Consider the following 16,243-nt stretch of genomic DNA (forward strand, 5'->3'; position numbering starts at 1 on the left):
CCGCTGGTCAGCCGAGGGTCGCCTCAGCCTGCTCGGTCGAAGGTGGCGGCCTCGCGGGCGTCGATGAGCTCGTCCCAGTGGTCCTCGGCCCAGGCGCAGACGGCGTTGATGGGCTCGATCATGCTCCGGCCGAGGGGCGTGAGCTCGTACTCGACGCGCATCCCGTCATCGTGGACCGTACGCGACACAAGGCCATCGCGCTCGAGCCCCCGCAGCGACTGCGTGAGCACCTTGGCAGTGATCCCCCGAAGCGGAACCCGCAGCTCCGAGAACCGCCGAGGCCCGCCTTCCAGGCACCGAATGATCATCCCGGCCCACTTGTCCCCGATCCGGATCGGCATGAGATCAGACGGGCAGATCGGATCGAACATATCCGGATCAAGCGGCTCCTTCATGCCCACACCCTAACCACCCACCACCCCTCAAACCCACACACACCCAAGCCCCACCCACCCAGACCGCCGGCGACGCTGGACCCGCACGAGCCCCCCAAACCCACGCGAAACACACAGGCACCGGCCCAGGTGGTTACGTAGGTGAGTAGCGACAGCGCTTGTCGGTCAGTGCGACAGCGATCGTTTTGAGCGGGAAGCGATGTCGGTGAGAAGTAGCAGCGCTCTTGGGCTTGCGGTGAGACGATGGATGTGCTCCTCAGAGCGAGGGGGCGCTGGTCAAGCTGGGCCCGTGGATCTCCCCGTGGCTTCACTTACCCCGTCGGCCACCCTGCGGGCGGTTACAGCCATGCACCGCCCAGTATGGAAGGCTTCTCCCGTGGCATCCGTTAAGCAGTTTCAAGTCACTTTCGACTGTGCAGAACCTGAACGCGTCGCCCGTTTCTGGTGCGAAGTGTTGGGGTACGTCGCACCGCCGGTACCTGAGGGATTTGCTACTTGGGACGATTTCAACCGCACGCTGCCGCCTGAGCATCAGGGTTCATGGTCCGCATGCGTTGATCCCTCAGGGGTGGGTCCGCGGTTGTACTTCCAACGCGTTCCCGAAGGCAAGGTCGTCAAGAATCGGCTGCACCTTGACGTGCGCGTCGGCATCGGGCTCGTGGGTGCAGAGCGCCTGGCAGCCCTTGAGGCCGAATGCGCACGGCTGATCCCACTCGGCGCGGTACGCGTACGGCTCCTGCCTGCCGATGAAGTAAACGAGTCGACCCTCGTGATGCAGGACGTAGAGGGCAACGAGTTCTGTCTGGACTGAGTGGCCGTGAACGTGAGCCTTCGCGAGCCGACTGGCGCAGTTCGCTGTCACTGCCGACCGCACCCTGCCGACTGGCATCCGAGTACGGCTCGCCCTGCTGCTGGCTTACCTGGCCCTGCCCATCGACGTGATCCCCGACTTCACCCCATCCTCGGCTACGCCGACGATGCCATCATCGTCACCTTCGTCCTGCGCAGCGTGGTCCGCCGCGCCAACCTGGAAGCCACCTGACGGCGCACCGGCTCGGCAGCGACGACGGCTTCCACCGCGCTCTGCCGACTCGCCTGGCTCACCAACAAGGGCCTCAGCGCTGTCATTTCTGACCGACATTCCTTGCGCTCACCGACCCTCATCGCTGTCCGAACTCATCGACAAGCGCCGTCGCTGCTCACCTACGTAATCACCCAGGCCGCCTTACAGCCGAGGCGACCTCCGCCGGGCTCAAGCGCCCCCTCCTGACCCGGGCAAGCTTCGCCGACGTACCAATATCCCGAGACGGGGCACCATCGTGCACCTGCCGACCTCCCCCACCTGAGGACGAAATTCGCGATCCCACCGGCCTCCTCGACCCGCGGCGAGCATCACGGACCTACCAACGTCCCACGACCCGCGAACCCACCACCCCCCTCGACCCCTCGACCCCTCGACCCCTCGACAAGCTTCACGGACCTACCAACCCCCGCGACCCACGACGAGCATCGCGAACCCACCGGCGTCCTCGACCCGTGGCGAGCATCGCGAACCCACCAACCTCTCCCAGGTCCGAGCCAGCGTCGCGGGCCTCCCACGTCCCCTGACCCACGGCGAGCTTCACGGGCCGACCAACCCCCTCGACCGTGGCGAGCATCGCGATCCCGCTGATCCCGGCGAGCATCGTGCACGTTCCGGCGGCCTGGACGCGGGTGAGCTTCACTGCGGGACCGGCACGCCTCTCGGGGACGTGGCTAGGCGCCTAGACCAAGGCAATCTCATGCCAGGCGACTCTGGAGCCGGGATGAGGTCCCGACGGGGGTGGGTGAGGTTCCCTGAAGGTAACTGGGTGGGTTTGTACCGTCCCGTGCATTGGGCCGGCGTGGGGTCGGCTCGCGGGAAAGCGGGTGACGCATGAGCAGGATCATTGTGTTCGGGGCGGGTGGCAGGGGTGGACGCGCGACCATTCAGGAAGCGGTCCGTCGCGGCCATCGGGTCACCGCGGTCGTCCGGGACTCGGGCAAGCACGCGGACCTCGTGTCCGATGGCGTCGAGGTCGTTGTGGGGGACGTCACGGATGTGGAGGCTGTCGCGCGACTGGCCAAGGGGCACGACGCCGCCGTCAACTCCACGGCCGATCTGAACGCGGACTTCGACGCCTTCTTCAGTACGGCCGCCCGGGCCACGCTCGAAGCTCTCGCAGCGGCGGGGGTCGGTCGGCTGGTGACCGTGGGCCTCGCCTCCCTCCTCGAGAACGCCTCCGGGGTGCCGCTGATGGACACGCCTGGGTATCCGCAGGAGTATCGCTCCTTCTACCTGGGCCATGAGGCAGGCATGCGAGTCCTCCGTGAGACCGCGACGCCGGTCGACTGGGTGGTGCTCAGCCCCGCCGGCGACTTCGACCACGGCGGCACGCCGACCGGCCGTTACCGCCTGGCACCAGGGGATGCGGACAGCCGGATCACGTACGCGGACTTCGCCCTGGCCGTCCTCGACGAGATCGACAACCCAGCCCACCACAAGACCCACCTCGGCATCGAAGCCGCCTGACAGCCTCACGGTTCATCGGCATGCACGCAGCCGCTGGCCGACCTCCCAGGTCCCGGGGACCAGACATCCTCCTGGTCCCCACAAGGACTTCGCCGCGAGCCCTCCCGGTCCCCGCAAGCGCTCTGCCGCGAGCCCTCCCGGTCCTCACAAGCGCTTCGCCGCAGGCCCTCCCGGCCCCCGCAAGCGCTCCACCGCGAGCCCGGTCCTGCTCGCATGCGCGGACAGCACAGAAATCACCCTGCCAGGAAACCAAAACCTATAACCCGACGCCAAGTTCGGCACGACAACGGCTTCTCAGGCATCCGTCGATCAGGTCGCTGCGGTACTGGATTTCGCGGAGTCCCGCCGAAGGTGACGGACGAACTGATCGGTGTCGGTAAATGCGGTGTTGGCCTGCGAGCTGCGCCGGAGCAGCGACCCCTCCAGCACCGCGAACAGGTCCGCGCGCAGTTTGGGCCTGGCCCCGGTCCGCAACGCCGCCAGTTTCACAGTCCCGTCGCCAGCCGTCATCTCGCATGTGCCACGCCTGTAGTCGCACCTCATCGGACCGGGAGCCTACGTCCTGCGTCTGACAACGCCGCGACAGGTCTGGACCTCGGGATCGACGCCTTCGGCAGCAGGGCTCGCACGGATCGCGACCTGCGACGGGCGACGCTCGGATGAAGGAACTCGGAGAAGTGACCTTCACTCGGATCGCCCGTCAGCATGTTGTCGTAGCTGTGAGGGAGGATCACGGCAGCTATCGAACGCTGCGGCGGCGACCACCCGCCGATGACCCCACTGTCGAAAGGGAGAGGCATGTTTCTCGAATCGCCCGCCGCAAACTGGGATGCCGTGCCAGTTGAGGAGGCGCTGGAGCAGTACGACATGGCCGAAGCGAGCAACCGCACCAGCTGGGATGTCGACGACTATTTCGGTGAGGAACCCGAGCATTTCTACGTCCACCGCGGTGACCTGACGATCGACGGTGCGCTGGCGCTGGGCAACACGCCCTGCGAGGACGAGGACACGGTCTACGTCATCGATGGCGATCTAACCGTCAGCGGTCCCATCACCTTTTGCAACGCGGACGTCTACACTTCGCTCTACGTCACCGGCTCGGTCGTGGCACAGGATCTGGTGTGCCTCTGGGACAGTTGCCTGTTCGTCGGCCGGTCTTTGACCGTCCGGAACCTTCTCGCGACTTCGCTGTACGACCCGGCCGCCCTCGTCGTCAAAGGGCCGGTGTCTGCACATACCTGGCTTGAGATGGGCGGCCGGGGCTGTATCTACTTCGCCGGCAAACCAACGACCGACACCTGTGTTCGCGGGCACCTGGACGAGTACGCCGAGGGAGCCAATGCCGCTGTCTACCTCGGCGGGGAAGGCAAGGTCGCCAGCGTGGCGGAGGCGGTCCTCCCTGAGTTCCTCGAAGAGGACAGAATCTGCGACAGCCTGAAGATCCTGAAGGCGGTGCTTGAGGGCAGGCCCGTCCTGCGGTAGGCACCCGCCCAGGCGCGCTGTTGTGCCGGTTCGGGGTTCCCGCGAGCGCGTGGACCCCGACCGTCGAAGCCGACGGCACCGTCGGCGAGGACGCGTGGGACGGGGCTGGTCGTGCGGAAGGAACGCCCGCACCCCGGCGCCCAATTGTGGGCCACCGACGTGGACGTAAACCGCGTTCGCTGCGAACACCCCTGGGCTCACCAGCGGAAACGCAGGAACTACATTCGGTAAGACAACGGCTTCTAACTGCCCTTCAAGGCTTTGCTCTCGGCAGCCTCCTGTCCTCCATGGCTCGGATGTGGGCACCCTCCTCGCTCTGACCCGTTGAGCGAGGAGGGTGCGGCTCGTGGCCCGGCGTGGTTCTCGCCGAAGCGGTAATCGCTTTGGCCAGGCCCGTGGCCGGGGCGGTGGCCGGGCCCGGGTCGAGCTTCTGGGTATCGAGGGGCGGGGTGGATTAGGTGGGGCGGGTGGCGCCTCGGTAGCGGGGGCGGTAGTAGGGGGAGTCGATGAAGCGGGTTGTGCGGACTACGTCGCCGGTTTTGGGGGCGTGGATCATGAGGCCGTGGTCTAGGTAGAGGCCTACGTGGGTGGGGTCGCCTGTGCCGCCGCCGAAGAAGAGCAGGTCGCCTGGGTGGAGGTCGTTGAGGGCGACTCGGTGGCCTTGGCGGAATTGGGTGCCTGTGTAGTGGGCTAGGTGGACGCCTGCTTTGGACCAGGCGTAGAGGGTTAGGCCGCTGCAGTCGAAGCCTGTTGTGTGGGCGCCTCGGCCTATTCCCAATGTGGCGCCGGTGGTGGCGCCGCCACCCCATGAGAACGGCGTGCCCAGCTTCTCCAGGGCCGCGGCCACGGCTATCTCGCCCTTGGTGCGGGGTTCCTCGGGTGTGGTCGTGTGGCCACCTGTTGACGGGGTTGCTGGGCTCTTGCTGCTGGGTGACGGCAGGGTTGTGTGCCCCGAGCCGGGTGTGCTCTGCGGTTCGGGTGCGCTCTGGTCGGGTGCGCTCTGATCGGGTGCGCTCTGATCGGGCGCGCTCTGATCGGGTGCGCTTGTGGGGTTCGGGGCGAGTGAGGGGGCGGTTGTGGTCGATGACTCGGGGGCGTCGGTGATGGGTCTAGTGGGTTCGGCGGGGCCTGCTGGGTTTTCTCGTGTGGGGGTGGACCAGCGAGTAAGCCATGAGGGGATGGCATTGGGTGGGATGCGGTGGGCTCCCATGCGTCTCAGGGCCTCATCCAGGCTGGGTGTGCATGTGTGGGCTGAGAGGGGGGACCAATAGGCGGAAAGTCCTGCGGTCGGCTTGGTTGGTTGTGGTGTTGGGAGGGGGCCAAGCGTGGGGGTCGTACCGGAGGGGTTGGGTTGTGGAGCCGCTGATGTAGGGGGTGGACCAGCGGGTGTAGGTGGTGGGGAGGGTGATTGTGGCGTAGCAGCTCGCGGCGGTCTGTTTGGGGTGGGTTGTTGGGGGCTTGGTGAGGGGTTCGGTGGCGGTAGCCGTACTGGAGAAGGCGGACGTGGCGGTAGCCGTACCGGGGAAGGCGGACAGAGTGGCGAGTAGGCCGCCGCTGAAGGTGAGCAACCTCAGTGGGGAGATTGGGGGCATGGGGGCTCCTGAGCCTGGGGGTGCGTTGGACGGGAGGCTCAGGATGCGCGGCGGGGGGTGGGGTGCGGGTGGCCGAGCGGGGTTCTGTGGATGGAGGGGGTTGGGTTGGGCTGGCTGTGGACGACGGTTCACGGCGGGCCGCGGACGGCGGGGCGTCCCGAGTGTTAAGGGGGACGCCGGTCCAGGGTGTTACGGGGAGGCCGGTCCAGGGGTGTTAGGGGAGGCCGGGGGTGGGGACTTGGGTGGTGAGGATTTGGGCGCGGTGGTGTTTGGCGGCTTCTGTGGGGTCGTAGGTGGGGGCTGTGCAGAGGTAGAGGGTGTGGTCGCCTAGGGCGCAGGCGAAGACGCCCAGGGTGCCGGTACTGATTTGGTCGAGGATTCGGCCGCCTTCCTGGACTCTCAGGGCGCGGTTGCCGCCGGCGTCGGCTACCCAGATGGCGCCTGAGGAGTCGAGGGCTATGCCGTCGGGGCTGATGCCCGTCAGGTCCGCCCAGATGCGGCGGTCGGTGAGGGTGCCGTCGGGCTGCAGGGTGAAGGCGGTGAGGCGCTGGGCCCAGGACTCGGCGACGATGAGGGTCTTGCCGTCGGGGGTGATGGCCGGGCCGTTGGGGAAGGCCATGTTGTCCGCCACTACCGTGACCGTGCCGTCGGGGTCCACGCGACGGAGGTCCGTCAGGGGGATCTGGCCGGTGAAGTCGATGGTGCCGATGTACGCCCTTCCCTGGGCATCGACCACCATGTCATTGCTCATCCAGGCGACCTGACCTTCGGGCGACAAATCCGCGTAGACGGACGTCTCGCCCTCGTGGACGCGGAGGAGCTTGTTGTCCGTCATCGAGACGACCAGCAGGCTGCCGTCCGGCAGCCAGCCCAGGCCGGACGGTGAGCCCGGCACCGATGCCACCGTCTCGGTGTCTCCGGAGGGCGAGACGGCGTCCACCTCGTGCCGCCAGAAGTCCGACACCCACAGCCGGCCGTCGTGCCACCTCGGCCCCTCGAAGAAGGCTCCACCGGTGACCAGCGTGTCCAGCAGGTTCATCGTGTGCTCCCACAGGTCCGGCGCCCCAGGCGGGCGCCTCTCACCCTGGACGTAGAGGCCAACCTCAGGATTTCGACGTGTCCGTCGCACGATTTCCAAGATTTTCCGGGTACGGCCCACTCCACAGGTACGGCCAGGCCCCGCCTTCCACCGGTATGGCAAAGCCCTCGACCCAGGGGTACGGCAAGGCCATCCGAACCGTGGGTACGACCTTCAACCCTTGGGTCCCCGGGTCTCGGGTTGCTCGCCGTACAGGGCGCCGGACTTCGACGTGCACCGTCCCGCGGGTGGTTCTCGCCGCCAGAGCGCAGGAGGTTGTGTGTGCAGCGATCGTGGGTCGGCTCGCCTACGGCGGAAATGTCACCGAGAACGGCAGTGTGTCCTACTGCGGTTAAGGCTGTCTGGCGACATCGGGCTGACCGCCGGCGTGTTCTTCCCGGACAGCCGCCGAACCCGTCGGCCGCAAGTCTGGTCGAGGTCTTCTGCCGGATCGATCTCGACCAGGGAGGTCAGTCGATTGCCTGGTAGAGGGTGGTCCAGAAGTCGTGGATGGCTCGCGACGAATCCGGGGTGGACATCCCGGTCTGGGTGAGCAGGATGCCGACGAGCTGGTTTTCCGGGTCGGCGTAGGTGGTGGTGCCGGTGCCGCCGTCCCAGCCGAACTGGCCGATGGGCGCGTAGTCGCCGCGGTAGGTGCGCACCGTCATTCCGAAGCCCCAGCCGCCGTGCTGCCCCGTGCCGTGCGCCAGATGGACGACACTGCGTGCCCAGGCCTGTAGGGCGGTGTGTTGCTCGGGCGGGAGGCGGTTGGTGGTCATCAGCTCGACCGCGGGCCGGGACAAGATCCGCCGGCCGTCGTGCATGCCCTTGTTGAGCAGCATCCGGAAGTAGGCGTGGTAGTCGTCGACGGTTGAGTCGAGTCCGCCGCCGCCTGACTGGAACGCCGGGGGCTGACTGTGGTGTCCCCCTTCGACCTTGTCCGCCACGATGAACTCTCCGGTCTGCGGATCGGGGGCGTACAGGGGCGGCAGCCGGTGGATCTTGTCGGCGGGCACGTGGAAGGCGGTGTCCTTCATGCCCAGCGGGTCGAAGATGCGTTCGCGCAGGAACGTCTCGAACGACTGGCCGGTGACCCTGGCCACCAGCACGCCGAGCACGTCGTTGCTGATGTTGTACTGCCACCGCTCTCCGGGCTGGTACATCAGCGGGAGCGTGCCCAGGCGGCGCATCCACTCATCCGGCTCCGGTGCCGGCAAGATCCATTCCTGGCCGTAAACCCCCTGTTCGAAGAGCGCGGCCATCATCGGGGAGCCCATCGCCGTCATATCCACACCGAGCCCGAACGTGGAGGTGAGCAGGTCCCTTACGGTGATCGGCCGCCGTGCCGGCACGGTGTCATCCAGGGGGCCGTCGGGCCGCTTCAACACCTGCCGGTCGGCGAGCTCGGGCAGCCACGGATCTACCGGGTCGTCCAGCCGCAGCCTGCACTCATCCAGCAGGACCATCGCCGCCGCCACCGCGACGGGCTTGGTCGTCGAGGCCATCCGGAAGATGGTGTCGCGGCGCATCGGCGCGCCACCGTCATGACGCATCGTCCCGATCGCTTCGACATGTGTCTCCTCGCCCCGGCTGACCAGGGCGACGAGTCCGGGAATCTTCCCGGACTCGACATGCCCTGCCAGCACCTCGCGCAGCCTGCGCAGCCCTGCTTCGGAGAAGCCGCTGTTGCCTTTTCTCATCATGAATCTCCTTACACACAGTGTTTGATCTTGCGAGACCCGTCCCGGCATGGCGCTCACGGGCTTCCACGAGCGACGCATGGGAGTCGGGGGTCAGCTCGGCGTGGTCCACGGGGGCGCGATCGCTGAGCCGGTCATGGCGTCCACCGTGGCCGGCCGCTCTGATACTGGCTGTCACCGTCTTGCCGGCAGGCGGCGAGAAGGAGCCGGCCGGGCATAACCCGCCGCGTCGTGCAGACAGTCGATGAAGTGGTGCTCGACCCCGGGCGCGATGTGCAGACTGTTTTGTCTTGTTTTCAGGTGTCTTCGCCGGCGGCGTGCGTGATGGCGTCGGCCAGCTGCTTCCGCGCACGGGCGGGGACGTAGCCACCCTCCGTGTAGTTCTGGGCGAACGCCTCGGCGAACTTCACCGGGTCCTCCCCGACGATCTCGCGGATCGGCGTTCCGTCCGCCGCGGCCTGTTCGAACAGGCCGGCGAGGTCTTCGAACCTCGACGCATCGCTGTCACCGTCGGTCGGCACGAAGTGCATCATGTACCGCTCGATCGCTTCGACCGCCGCGCGATAGTTCCCGGGTAGCTGCTCCCTGCGCGCCTTGTACTGACGCCACCGCCGCTTGGGGCCTATCACCTTTGCGATGAAGCCGCCCATTTCAGCGTCGGACATGGTCATCTGCCTCCTTTGCGGAGCTGTGTTCTCGTGAGAGGCGTTCATAGATTGCTGAACTTTTGTGACAGTACATTGCATTCATGAATCGGTCAACATGCAAGGAAGCCTCATTAGGCCTGTTCAGTCGCAATAAGAGGCTTACATTGCAATGAGTATGATGCTGAATGCAATGGGCGATCAAGCTTCGTATTGCAATGGACTTCGAGTGAATGCATACTGTGCCGCGGGGATGCGGGCGCCGAGCCCCGCGCACGCCGGCAGATGGGAGACGAGCACCAGTGCCCGGAGACAGACTCACCGAAGAGGACCGTCAGCACATCGCTGCGGGGCTGGCCGAGGGGCTCGGATTCACAGAGATCGGCCGGCGTCTCGGGCGGCCCGCCTCGACCATCATGCGGGAGGTCACCCGCAACGGCGGGCCCGACGATTACGGGGCGCAGCGGGCGCAGGAGGCTACCAAGCAGCGTGCGCGCCGGCACAGGCGGGCTCAGTCTCCGGCACCCCCGGTCGGCGACAGCAGCCATGGGCGTGACCCCCAGGCGGTGCAGAACCTCACGGAATCCTTCGCCACGCTCCTCGAGCAGCAGGGGATGCCCCGGATGGCGGCCAGGATGCTGGCCTGCCTGTATGTCACCGACTCCGGTACCCTCACCGCCGCTGACCTGGTCCAGCAGCTTCGCGTCAGCCCCGCGTCGATCTCACAGACCGTCGCCTTCCTCGAACAGCAGGGACTGCTCAAGCGGGAACGAGTTCCCGGTGGGCGCCGGGAACGCTATGTCGTCGACGATGAGCTCTGGGTCCGGTCCACCCTTGCGGCTCTGCAGATGAACGACACCCTGGTCGCCGCATCGCAGCACGCGGCGGAGATCCTCGGGGGCTCGACCCCGGCCGGCGGCCGGTTCGGCGTCGCTGCCGAGTTCCTGCTCCTCGTGAGCGCGTCCCTTCGGCAGGTCATGGAGCAGTGGCAGCAGAACCAGGCCGACCGGAACGCCGGGCGCCAGTCATGATCTGTCGCGGCTTTCGGCGGTAGTTGCGGCGCCGACCTTCGCCGTACACCGTCCCGCCGACCCGGCGCCCGTGGGGGCCGTGGGGGCCGTGGGGGGGTCTCGACTTGCACCGGCTCGCCGGTCCGGCGCCCGTGGGAGCCGCGGGTCAGGGCAGGGAGGGGCTTTAGGGGGTTGGTTTGTGTTCGGCTATGCGGGCGAAGGCTGTTATGTCTAGTTGTTCGCCGCGTTCGCCGGGTGAGACTCCGGCTGATACGAGTGCCTGTTCGGCCAAGGCGGGGGTTCCGGCCCAGGAGGACAGGGCGGCTCGGAGGGTTTTGCGGCGTTGGGCGAAGGCTGCGTCGATGACCGCGAAGACCTCCTCGCGGGACGCGGTGGTCGTAGGCGGGGAGCGGCGTTCGAGGGATACCAGGCCGGAGTCCACGTTCGGCACCGGCCAGAAGACCGTGCGGCCGACGGGGCCGGCTCGGCGGACGGAGGCGTACCAGGCCGCCTTGACGGACGGCACGCCGTACACCTTGGAGCCGGGGGCGGCGGCGAGGCGGTCGGCGACCTCGGCCTGGACCATCACGAGGCCCTTGCGCAGGGACGGCAACGCCTCGAGCAGGTGCAGAACCACGGGAACCGCGACGTTGTACGGCAGGTTGGCCACGAGCGCCGTGGGGGAAAAGCCCGACAAATCGGCGGATGTCATGCGTAGGGCGTCCTGATTCACCACCGTGAGGCGATCCCCGAGCCCACGGGCCTCCACGGTGAGAGGCAGTTGCCGGGCCAGCACCGGATCGATCTCCACGGCGACGACGTGCGCGGAAGCAGGCAGCAGGGCGAGGGTGAGCGACCCGAGCCCGGGCCCCACCTCGATGACCACGTCGTCACTCGACAAAGAGGCCACCCGGACGATCCGCCGGACGGTCCCGGCGTCGATCACGAAGTTCTGCCCGAGCCTCTTCGTCGGACGAAGGTCTAGCTTGTCCGCCAAATTACGTATTTCCGCGGGCCCCAACAGGTTCATCATTTCAACCACGTAGACAACATCCGTCCAGTCTCCCGCATCGAAGAACCTGTGATGGCGGATGGGGGCACCTAAAGGGGAGGATGGGGTGCACGACGAAGGGACATCCCTGATGGAGCCAACGGGCGCCGCCCCGCTCCGTCCCACTGACCTGCGGGAAATAGGCCCGTACCGGCTCCTGGGGCGGCTTGGCGAGGGCGGAATGGGCACGGTCTTCCTGGCCAAGGCGCCGACCGGGCGTTTCGTCGCGCTCAAGGTGGTGAAATCCGAGTTCGCCAACCAGGAGGGTTTCGCGATCCGGTTCCACGCCGAGGTCGACAGCGCCCGCCGGGTGGCCTCGTTCTGCACGGCCCAGGTCCTGGACAACGGCAACCTCGGTGACGGCCGCCCGTACATGGTCACCGAATACATCGCGGGCACCCCTTTGTCCGATCAAATCGTGAAATATGGGGCGCTCGATCCGGGGCCACTGCACGGCGTGGCGCTGGGCGTCGCCGCCGCTCTGGCCGCGATCCACGTGGCGGGACTCGTCCACCGCGACCTCAAGCCCGCGAACGTGATCCTCTCGCTGTCCGGCCCCCGGGTGATCGACTTCGGCATCGCCAGGGCGCTCGACCGCGAGACCGGCTTCACCCTGTCGGGCGAACTGCTGGGCAGCCCCGGCTGGTGGGCCCCCGAGCAGGTGCGCGGCGAGGCCGTCACCCCGGCCGCCGACATCTTCGCCTGGGGCTGCCTGATCGCCTACGCCGGCAACGGCCGCCACCCCTTCGGCCGCGGCGACCCCATCACGCTGGCCACCCGGGTCCTGAACACGCCCCCCGACCTGGGCGCGCTGCCCGCGCCGCTCAACGATCTCGTACGGCGAGCCACGGCGATGGACGCCTCCCAGCGCCCCACAGCGCAGGAACTGCTCCTGGCCCTGGTCGGAGCCGAAGCCCCGGCACGCCCCGCGGCGGCCCCCGACCCGCCGACCCTGGTCGCCGACAACGTCCTGACCGGCTGGAAGCCGCCCCAGAACGTGGTCGAGACCCCGGACATCACGGCCGCCTTCGCCACGCCACCCCCCAGCGACACCACCAGGACCCCGACCCCGGTCCCGGCAGGAAAAGCGCAGAACGCGAGCGACACCGACAGGATCGCCTGGGAGGAGCAGGCGGCCCGCGAGGAGCTGGCCCGCTGGGCGGTCCCGAGCACCAACCCGCCCCGCCAGCCCGACACCGAGCCTCCCAAGCCCCCCAGGCCGCGCGGCACGAGGTGGCTGATCGCGGCTGCCGCGGCGGTGCTGGCGATCGCCGTCACGGCGGGCGTCCTGATCGTCACCTCGACCCGCAACTCCCCGCACCCGACACCCAGTACCCAGAACCAGGTCCAACAGGAGCAGGACCATCCCAGCGACGTCGGCCGCCGTTTCGCGCTGAGCAAGGAGCTCGACGGCCCGTTCCTGACCGTGGCGAGCACTCCCGAGTGCGGGTTGAAGGACTATCAGGGCACCGCCTCGACGCAGGGCCAGCTGTGCCTGCTCCGGTGGACGATGCTGAACCCGGGCGGCGAGCGGGCCCAGCTCGGCAACCCCGTCCTGACGTTGATCGACGACCGCAACGGCCGCCACGACCCGCTGCCGGTCTCCTCCAAGCTGCCCGACAACATCGTGCCCGGCGGCCGCATTGACGGCGTGTTCGTCTTCGATCTGCAGCCCGCCCGCAAGCCCGCCCGCCTGTCGGGCACCATGCTGGACAACGGCCAGCAGATCGAGGTGCGGCTTTGAAGACGCTCATGGCGATCCTGCTCGCGGCCACGGCACTCGTCCCCTCGGCGCAGCAGGCGGCGGCCGACTGCGCCAGGGCGGCCGCGAACGACTTCGACGGCGACGGCCAGGACGACGTGGTGGTCGGCGACCCGTTCGCCGACACGGTGTCGATCGTCTCGGCCGGCAAGGTGATCCCGGTCGACGTCCCGGCGGAGAAGGGCGACGGACTGGGCTGGTCGGTCCGCCTGACCAGGCTCAACGCCGACGGCTGCGCCGATCTGGTCGTCGGCGCGCCCTACGCCGACGTCAACGGCACCGTGGACGCCGGCGCCGTCTACCTGGTGTACGGCGGGGGCGTCGCCCCGCCCAAGCGGCTGGTGGCCCCTGAGCCGCAGCGCGACGCGCACTTCGGCTGGTCGCTGGCCGCCAAGGGCGACCTGCTCGCGGTCGGCGCGCCGTACGAGGACCAGGCCCAGCTGGCCGACGCGGGCTCGGTGTACGTGCGCAAGGGCGAGGGCGCGCTGCGCAGGATCCAGGAGGACACCGACGGGATCCTGGGCAACGCCGAGGTGGGCGACCAGTTCGGCTGGTCGCTGGCGTTCACCTCGGGAAACGCGCTCGCGGTCGGCGTGCCGTACGAGAACGACGACGGTCCTGGCCGTCAGGTGGCCAGCGGAAAGATCGACTCGGGCTCCATCACGGTGGTCAAGGACGTGCTGGCGGCCACCCTGGCCAGCGTGAAGTGGGACTCGCCGACCAAGACCGCCGGTGACAGGTACGGCTACGCGGTGGCCTACAGCGACAGGGGCGGGCTGGCCGTGAGCGCGCCGGGAGCGGGTTACGTGCAGCTGTTCGACGCGAATCTGAAGGCGGGCAGGACGATCCGCGGCGTGTCCGGGGTGACGCTGGCCGCCGCGCAGGACGGCAGGCTGGCGATCGGGTCGCCGAGCGGCGTGCGGGTGACCGGTCAGGGCGAGGACCGGACGATCTCCGCGCCGGGCCTGTCGTCGCTGACGTTCAGCGGCAACAAGGTCTTCGTGGGCCTGCCCGACGCGGGCCGCTACGGGACGGTGTCGTCGGCGGGCCGCAACGACAGCACGCTCAAGGCGTACGAGCCGGCCAAGGGCGCCGACTTCGGCTCGTCGGTGGCGGGCTAGCCGAACAGGTCGGCGCCGCAGTTGGGCCACTGGGCCTGCCAGCGGCCGCCGATGCGCTGGTAGAGGAGCTGGGCGCGGTAGGTCTGCTCCTCGGCGGGCCACTGGTCGGGCGTGCCCTGGCCGCCCACGGCGCGCCACATCGGCAGGCTGACCCGGTACATGCCGTAGTAGCCCGTGGCGCTCACCGACAGCGGATTGCCGTGCGACTCGCAGGCCGCCAGGGCGGCCCAGTTCAGCCGGGCGACGGCCGCCAGGACGGGCACGGTGTGCGGGGGAAGAACAGGTCCCGCGGGGACGACCCGGATGACCGTGCCGTCGGGCGGGAAGCTGTCCAGCGGCGGATCGACCCTGTCACCGGCCTGCAGCCGGATCCGCTGCTGCCGCAGCACCTCGCGCACGCTGGCGCCGGTGGTGCGCGTCCACGTCCCGGCCCCGCCGGCCTGCACGTAGACGCGGCGGCGGGTGAACATCGTCAGCGCCATCCCCTGCAGCGGCACGGCGCCGCTCGGCGGGGCGGAGATGCGCCCGCCGGCCTGCGTGAGGTGCAGCTCGGCCAGCGCGTCGCCCACGTTGCCCGCGGTGACCAGGTGCCGCGTGGTGTGGCCGTCGACGGTCAGCGTGATGGGCCTGGCGTGCCTGACCACGACCTGCTCGCCGTCGGCCAGATCCTCCTGTCCGCCGGGGAACAGGTAGTCGCCGAAGCCCACGTCGACGTCGGCCTCGTCAAGCAGCTCGTGCACCGAGCCCGCGAAGCTGCGGATGGCGACCGCGTGGCCGTCGACCACGATCCGCACGTCCTTGGCCAGGTGGGAGACGGTGACCAGGCCGGCCACGACCAGCGCGGCGGCCACGCCGACGACGGGCGTCCATGGGGATCGCCACTGTATCCCCGGGCGTGGCGCCCGCCTCTTTCCGCGCATCGAGGACCTCCGGGTGGCTGGGGACGCACGACGCTAGCGGCGCCCCCGAGGTCGCCTCCACCGGTTCACGGAAAGATGGTCACCATTGGCCGAAGACGGTGACCCCGTTGTCTTCGATCGCCGCGCACAACGCCTCCGGCTGGACGGCCTTGACCTCGGCCAGGCAGTGCAGGGTGATGGGGATGAGGTAGGGGGCGTTGGGCTTGCCGCGGTGCGGGACCGGCGGCAGATAGGGGGCGTCGGTCTCGACCAGCAGCAGCTCGGTGGGCGCGACCTGGGCGGCCTCGCGCAGGTATCCGGCGTTCTTGTAGGTGACGGGCCCGGAGAACGACATGAAATATCCGGCTTCGGCGCACTTTTTCGCCATTTCGGCGTCGCCGGAGAAGCTGTGGAAGACGACCTTGTCGGGGGCGCCCTCGTGGGCCAGGACCTTCAGCACGTCGTCGTGGGCGTCCCTGTCGTGGATGACCAGCGCCTTGCCCGTGCGCTTGGCGATCTCGATGTGCGCGCGGAAGCTGGCGTGCTGGTCGTCCTTGGCCGCCCAGTCGCGGAAGTAGTCCAGCCCGGTCTCGCCCACCGCGCGCACCTCGGGCCGGCCCGCCAGCGCCTCGATCTCGGCCAGCACCTCGGGCGTGGCCTCGTGGGCCTCGTTCGGGTGGATGGCCACCCCCGCGTACACATCGCGGTGCTGGGCGGCCACGTCGGCGTTCCATTGCGAGGAGCGCAGGTCATAGCCGATCGTGACGAGCCGGGCCACGCCCACGGCCCGCGCGTCGGCCAGGATCGACTCGACCGTGGCCGAGGCGGCCTGCGCGGCCTGCGCCACCGGGTCTCCCGAGGAGGCCTGCCGGTTGCCGACCATGATGTCCAGGTGGCAGTGGCTGTCGAACACCTGCGCGGGCAGTGGATCTGGGACGGCGGGAATCTTGCTCACGCA

15 protein-coding genes and 1 pseudogene are annotated in these 16,243 nt (G+C 68.5%); 8 read left to right on the plus strand and 8 right to left on the minus strand.

What is annotated here, in order from left to right; all coding sequences use genetic code 11:
* Positions 1-23: 23 nt before the first annotated feature.
* The gene (locus KIK09_RS46435; protein ID WP_214326062.1) at positions 24-395 is read right to left on the minus strand and encodes a winged helix-turn-helix transcriptional regulator; all 372 of its coding nucleotides are present in this window, start codon (positions 393-395) and stop codon (positions 24-26) included.
* Positions 396-741: 346 nt separating this feature from the next.
* On the opposite strand from KIK09_RS46435, the gene KIK09_RS46440 reads away from it, so the two are divergent.
* The 5 genes and pseudogenes from KIK09_RS46440 to KIK09_RS58605 form a co-directional block, all read left to right on the plus strand.
* Positions 742-1,206: a VOC family protein gene (locus tag KIK09_RS46440; protein ID WP_214326063.1), complete on the plus strand. Its 465-nt coding sequence runs from the start codon at positions 742-744 to the stop codon at positions 1,204-1,206.
* Positions 1,207-1,315: 109 nt separating this feature from the next.
* Complete coding sequence (locus tag KIK09_RS58600; RefSeq protein WP_250574916.1) at positions 1,316-1,606, plus strand: hypothetical protein; 291 nt, start codon at positions 1,316-1,318, stop codon at positions 1,604-1,606.
* Between the two features lie 704 nt (positions 1,607-2,310).
* Positions 2,311-2,946, plus strand: coding sequence for an NAD(P)-dependent oxidoreductase (locus KIK09_RS46450; RefSeq protein ID WP_214325944.1), 636 nt, complete (start codon positions 2,311-2,313; stop codon positions 2,944-2,946).
* Between the two features lie 798 nt (positions 2,947-3,744).
* Positions 3,745-4,428 (plus strand): hypothetical protein, encoded by a 684-nt coding sequence (locus KIK09_RS46455; RefSeq protein ID WP_214325945.1) that lies wholly within the window; start codon positions 3,745-3,747, stop codon positions 4,426-4,428.
* Positions 4,429-4,466: 38 nt separating this feature from the next.
* A pseudogene (locus tag KIK09_RS58605) lies at positions 4,467-4,611 on the plus strand (IS1380 family transposase); the annotation flags it as partial.
* Between the two features lie 271 nt (positions 4,612-4,882).
* On the opposite strand, the gene KIK09_RS60365 reads toward KIK09_RS58605, so the two are convergent.
* The 4 genes from KIK09_RS60365 to KIK09_RS46475 form a co-directional block, all read right to left on the minus strand.
* Positions 4,883-5,275, minus strand: coding sequence for a C40 family peptidase (locus KIK09_RS60365; RefSeq protein WP_214325946.1), 393 nt, complete (start codon positions 5,273-5,275; stop codon positions 4,883-4,885).
* Positions 5,276-6,234: 959 nt separating this feature from the next.
* Complete coding sequence (locus tag KIK09_RS46465) at positions 6,235-7,059, minus strand: SMP-30/gluconolactonase/LRE family protein (protein ID WP_214325947.1); 825 nt, start codon at positions 7,057-7,059, stop codon at positions 6,235-6,237.
* 509 nt (positions 7,060-7,568) lie between these two features.
* Complete coding sequence (locus KIK09_RS46470; RefSeq protein ID WP_250574870.1) at positions 7,569-8,801, minus strand: serine hydrolase domain-containing protein; 1,233 nt, start codon at positions 8,799-8,801, stop codon at positions 7,569-7,571.
* 293 nt (positions 8,802-9,094) lie between these two features.
* Positions 9,095-9,469: a DUF1048 domain-containing protein gene (locus KIK09_RS46475; RefSeq protein WP_250574871.1), complete on the minus strand. Its 375-nt coding sequence runs from the start codon at positions 9,467-9,469 to the stop codon at positions 9,095-9,097.
* A 275-nt stretch (positions 9,470-9,744) separates the two neighbouring features.
* Between KIK09_RS46475 and KIK09_RS46480 the strand changes: the two genes are divergently transcribed.
* Complete coding sequence (locus tag KIK09_RS46480) at positions 9,745-10,473, plus strand: GbsR/MarR family transcriptional regulator (RefSeq protein WP_214325948.1); 729 nt, start codon at positions 9,745-9,747, stop codon at positions 10,471-10,473.
* Positions 10,474-10,636: 163 nt separating this feature from the next.
* Here KIK09_RS46480 and rsmA read toward each other — a convergent pair whose 3' ends face one another.
* Positions 10,637-11,482, minus strand: coding sequence for a 16S rRNA (adenine(1518)-N(6)/adenine(1519)-N(6))-dimethyltransferase RsmA (rsmA, locus tag KIK09_RS46485; RefSeq protein ID WP_214326066.1), 846 nt, complete (start codon positions 11,480-11,482; stop codon positions 10,637-10,639).
* A gap of 112 nt (positions 11,483-11,594) precedes the next feature.
* Between rsmA and KIK09_RS46490 the strand changes: the two genes are divergently transcribed.
* Both KIK09_RS46490 and KIK09_RS46495 read left to right on the plus strand, forming a co-directional pair.
* Positions 11,595-13,247, plus strand: coding sequence for a serine/threonine-protein kinase (locus tag KIK09_RS46490; RefSeq protein ID WP_214325949.1), 1,653 nt, complete (start codon positions 11,595-11,597; stop codon positions 13,245-13,247).
* Positions 13,244-14,386, plus strand: a complete 1,143-nt coding sequence (locus KIK09_RS46495; RefSeq protein WP_214325950.1) for an FG-GAP repeat protein — start codon at positions 13,244-13,246, stop codon at positions 14,384-14,386. The genes KIK09_RS46490 and KIK09_RS46495 overlap by 4 nt, the downstream gene beginning before the upstream one ends.
* Here KIK09_RS46495 and KIK09_RS46500 read toward each other — a convergent pair.
* Both KIK09_RS46500 and KIK09_RS46505 read right to left on the minus strand, forming a co-directional pair.
* Positions 14,383-15,237 carry a resuscitation-promoting factor gene (locus KIK09_RS46500; protein ID WP_214325951.1) on the minus strand — a complete coding sequence of 285 codons (855 nt, stop codon included), beginning with the start codon at positions 15,235-15,237 and terminating at the stop codon, positions 14,383-14,385. The genes KIK09_RS46495 and KIK09_RS46500 overlap by 4 nt on opposite strands.
* 148 nt (positions 15,238-15,385) lie before the next feature.
* A complete protein-coding gene (locus KIK09_RS46505; RefSeq protein ID WP_308164709.1) occupies positions 15,386-16,240 on the minus strand; it encodes a TatD family hydrolase in 855 nt (284 codons plus the stop codon).
* Positions 16,241-16,243 lie beyond the last annotated feature (3 nt).

The sequence above is a fragment of the Nonomuraea sediminis genome (assembly GCF_018531495.1).
Taxonomy (GTDB): Bacteria; Actinomycetota; Actinomycetes; order Streptosporangiales; family Streptosporangiaceae; genus Nonomuraea; species Nonomuraea sediminis.

Excerpts from the sequence above, each read along its gene's own strand:
- KIK09_RS46435 (WP_214326062.1), bottom strand. The coding sequence starts at position 395 with ATGAAGGAGCCGCTTGATCCGGATATGTTCGATCCGATCTGCCCGTCT.
- KIK09_RS46440 (WP_214326063.1), top strand. The coding sequence starts at position 742 with ATGCACCGCCCAGTATGGAAGGCTTCTCCCGTGGCATCCGTTAAGCAG.
- KIK09_RS46450 (WP_214325944.1), top strand. The coding sequence starts at position 2,311 with ATGAGCAGGATCATTGTGTTCGGGGCGGGTGGCAGGGGTGGACGCGCG.
- KIK09_RS46455 (WP_214325945.1), top strand. The coding sequence starts at position 3,745 with ATGTTTCTCGAATCGCCCGCCGCAAACTGGGATGCCGTGCCAGTTGAG.
- KIK09_RS46465 (WP_214325947.1), bottom strand. The coding sequence starts at position 7,059 with ATGAACCTGCTGGACACGCTGGTCACCGGTGGAGCCTTCTTCGAGGGG.
- KIK09_RS46470 (WP_250574870.1), bottom strand. The coding sequence starts at position 8,801 with ATGATGAGAAAAGGCAACAGCGGCTTCTCCGAAGCAGGGCTGCGCAGG.
- KIK09_RS46475 (WP_250574871.1), bottom strand. The coding sequence starts at position 9,469 with ATGACCATGTCCGACGCTGAAATGGGCGGCTTCATCGCAAAGGTGATA.
- rsmA (WP_214326066.1), bottom strand. The coding sequence starts at position 11,482 with ATGAACCTGTTGGGGCCCGCGGAAATACGTAATTTGGCGGACAAGCTA.
- KIK09_RS46490 (WP_214325949.1), top strand. The coding sequence starts at position 11,595 with ATGGAGCCAACGGGCGCCGCCCCGCTCCGTCCCACTGACCTGCGGGAA.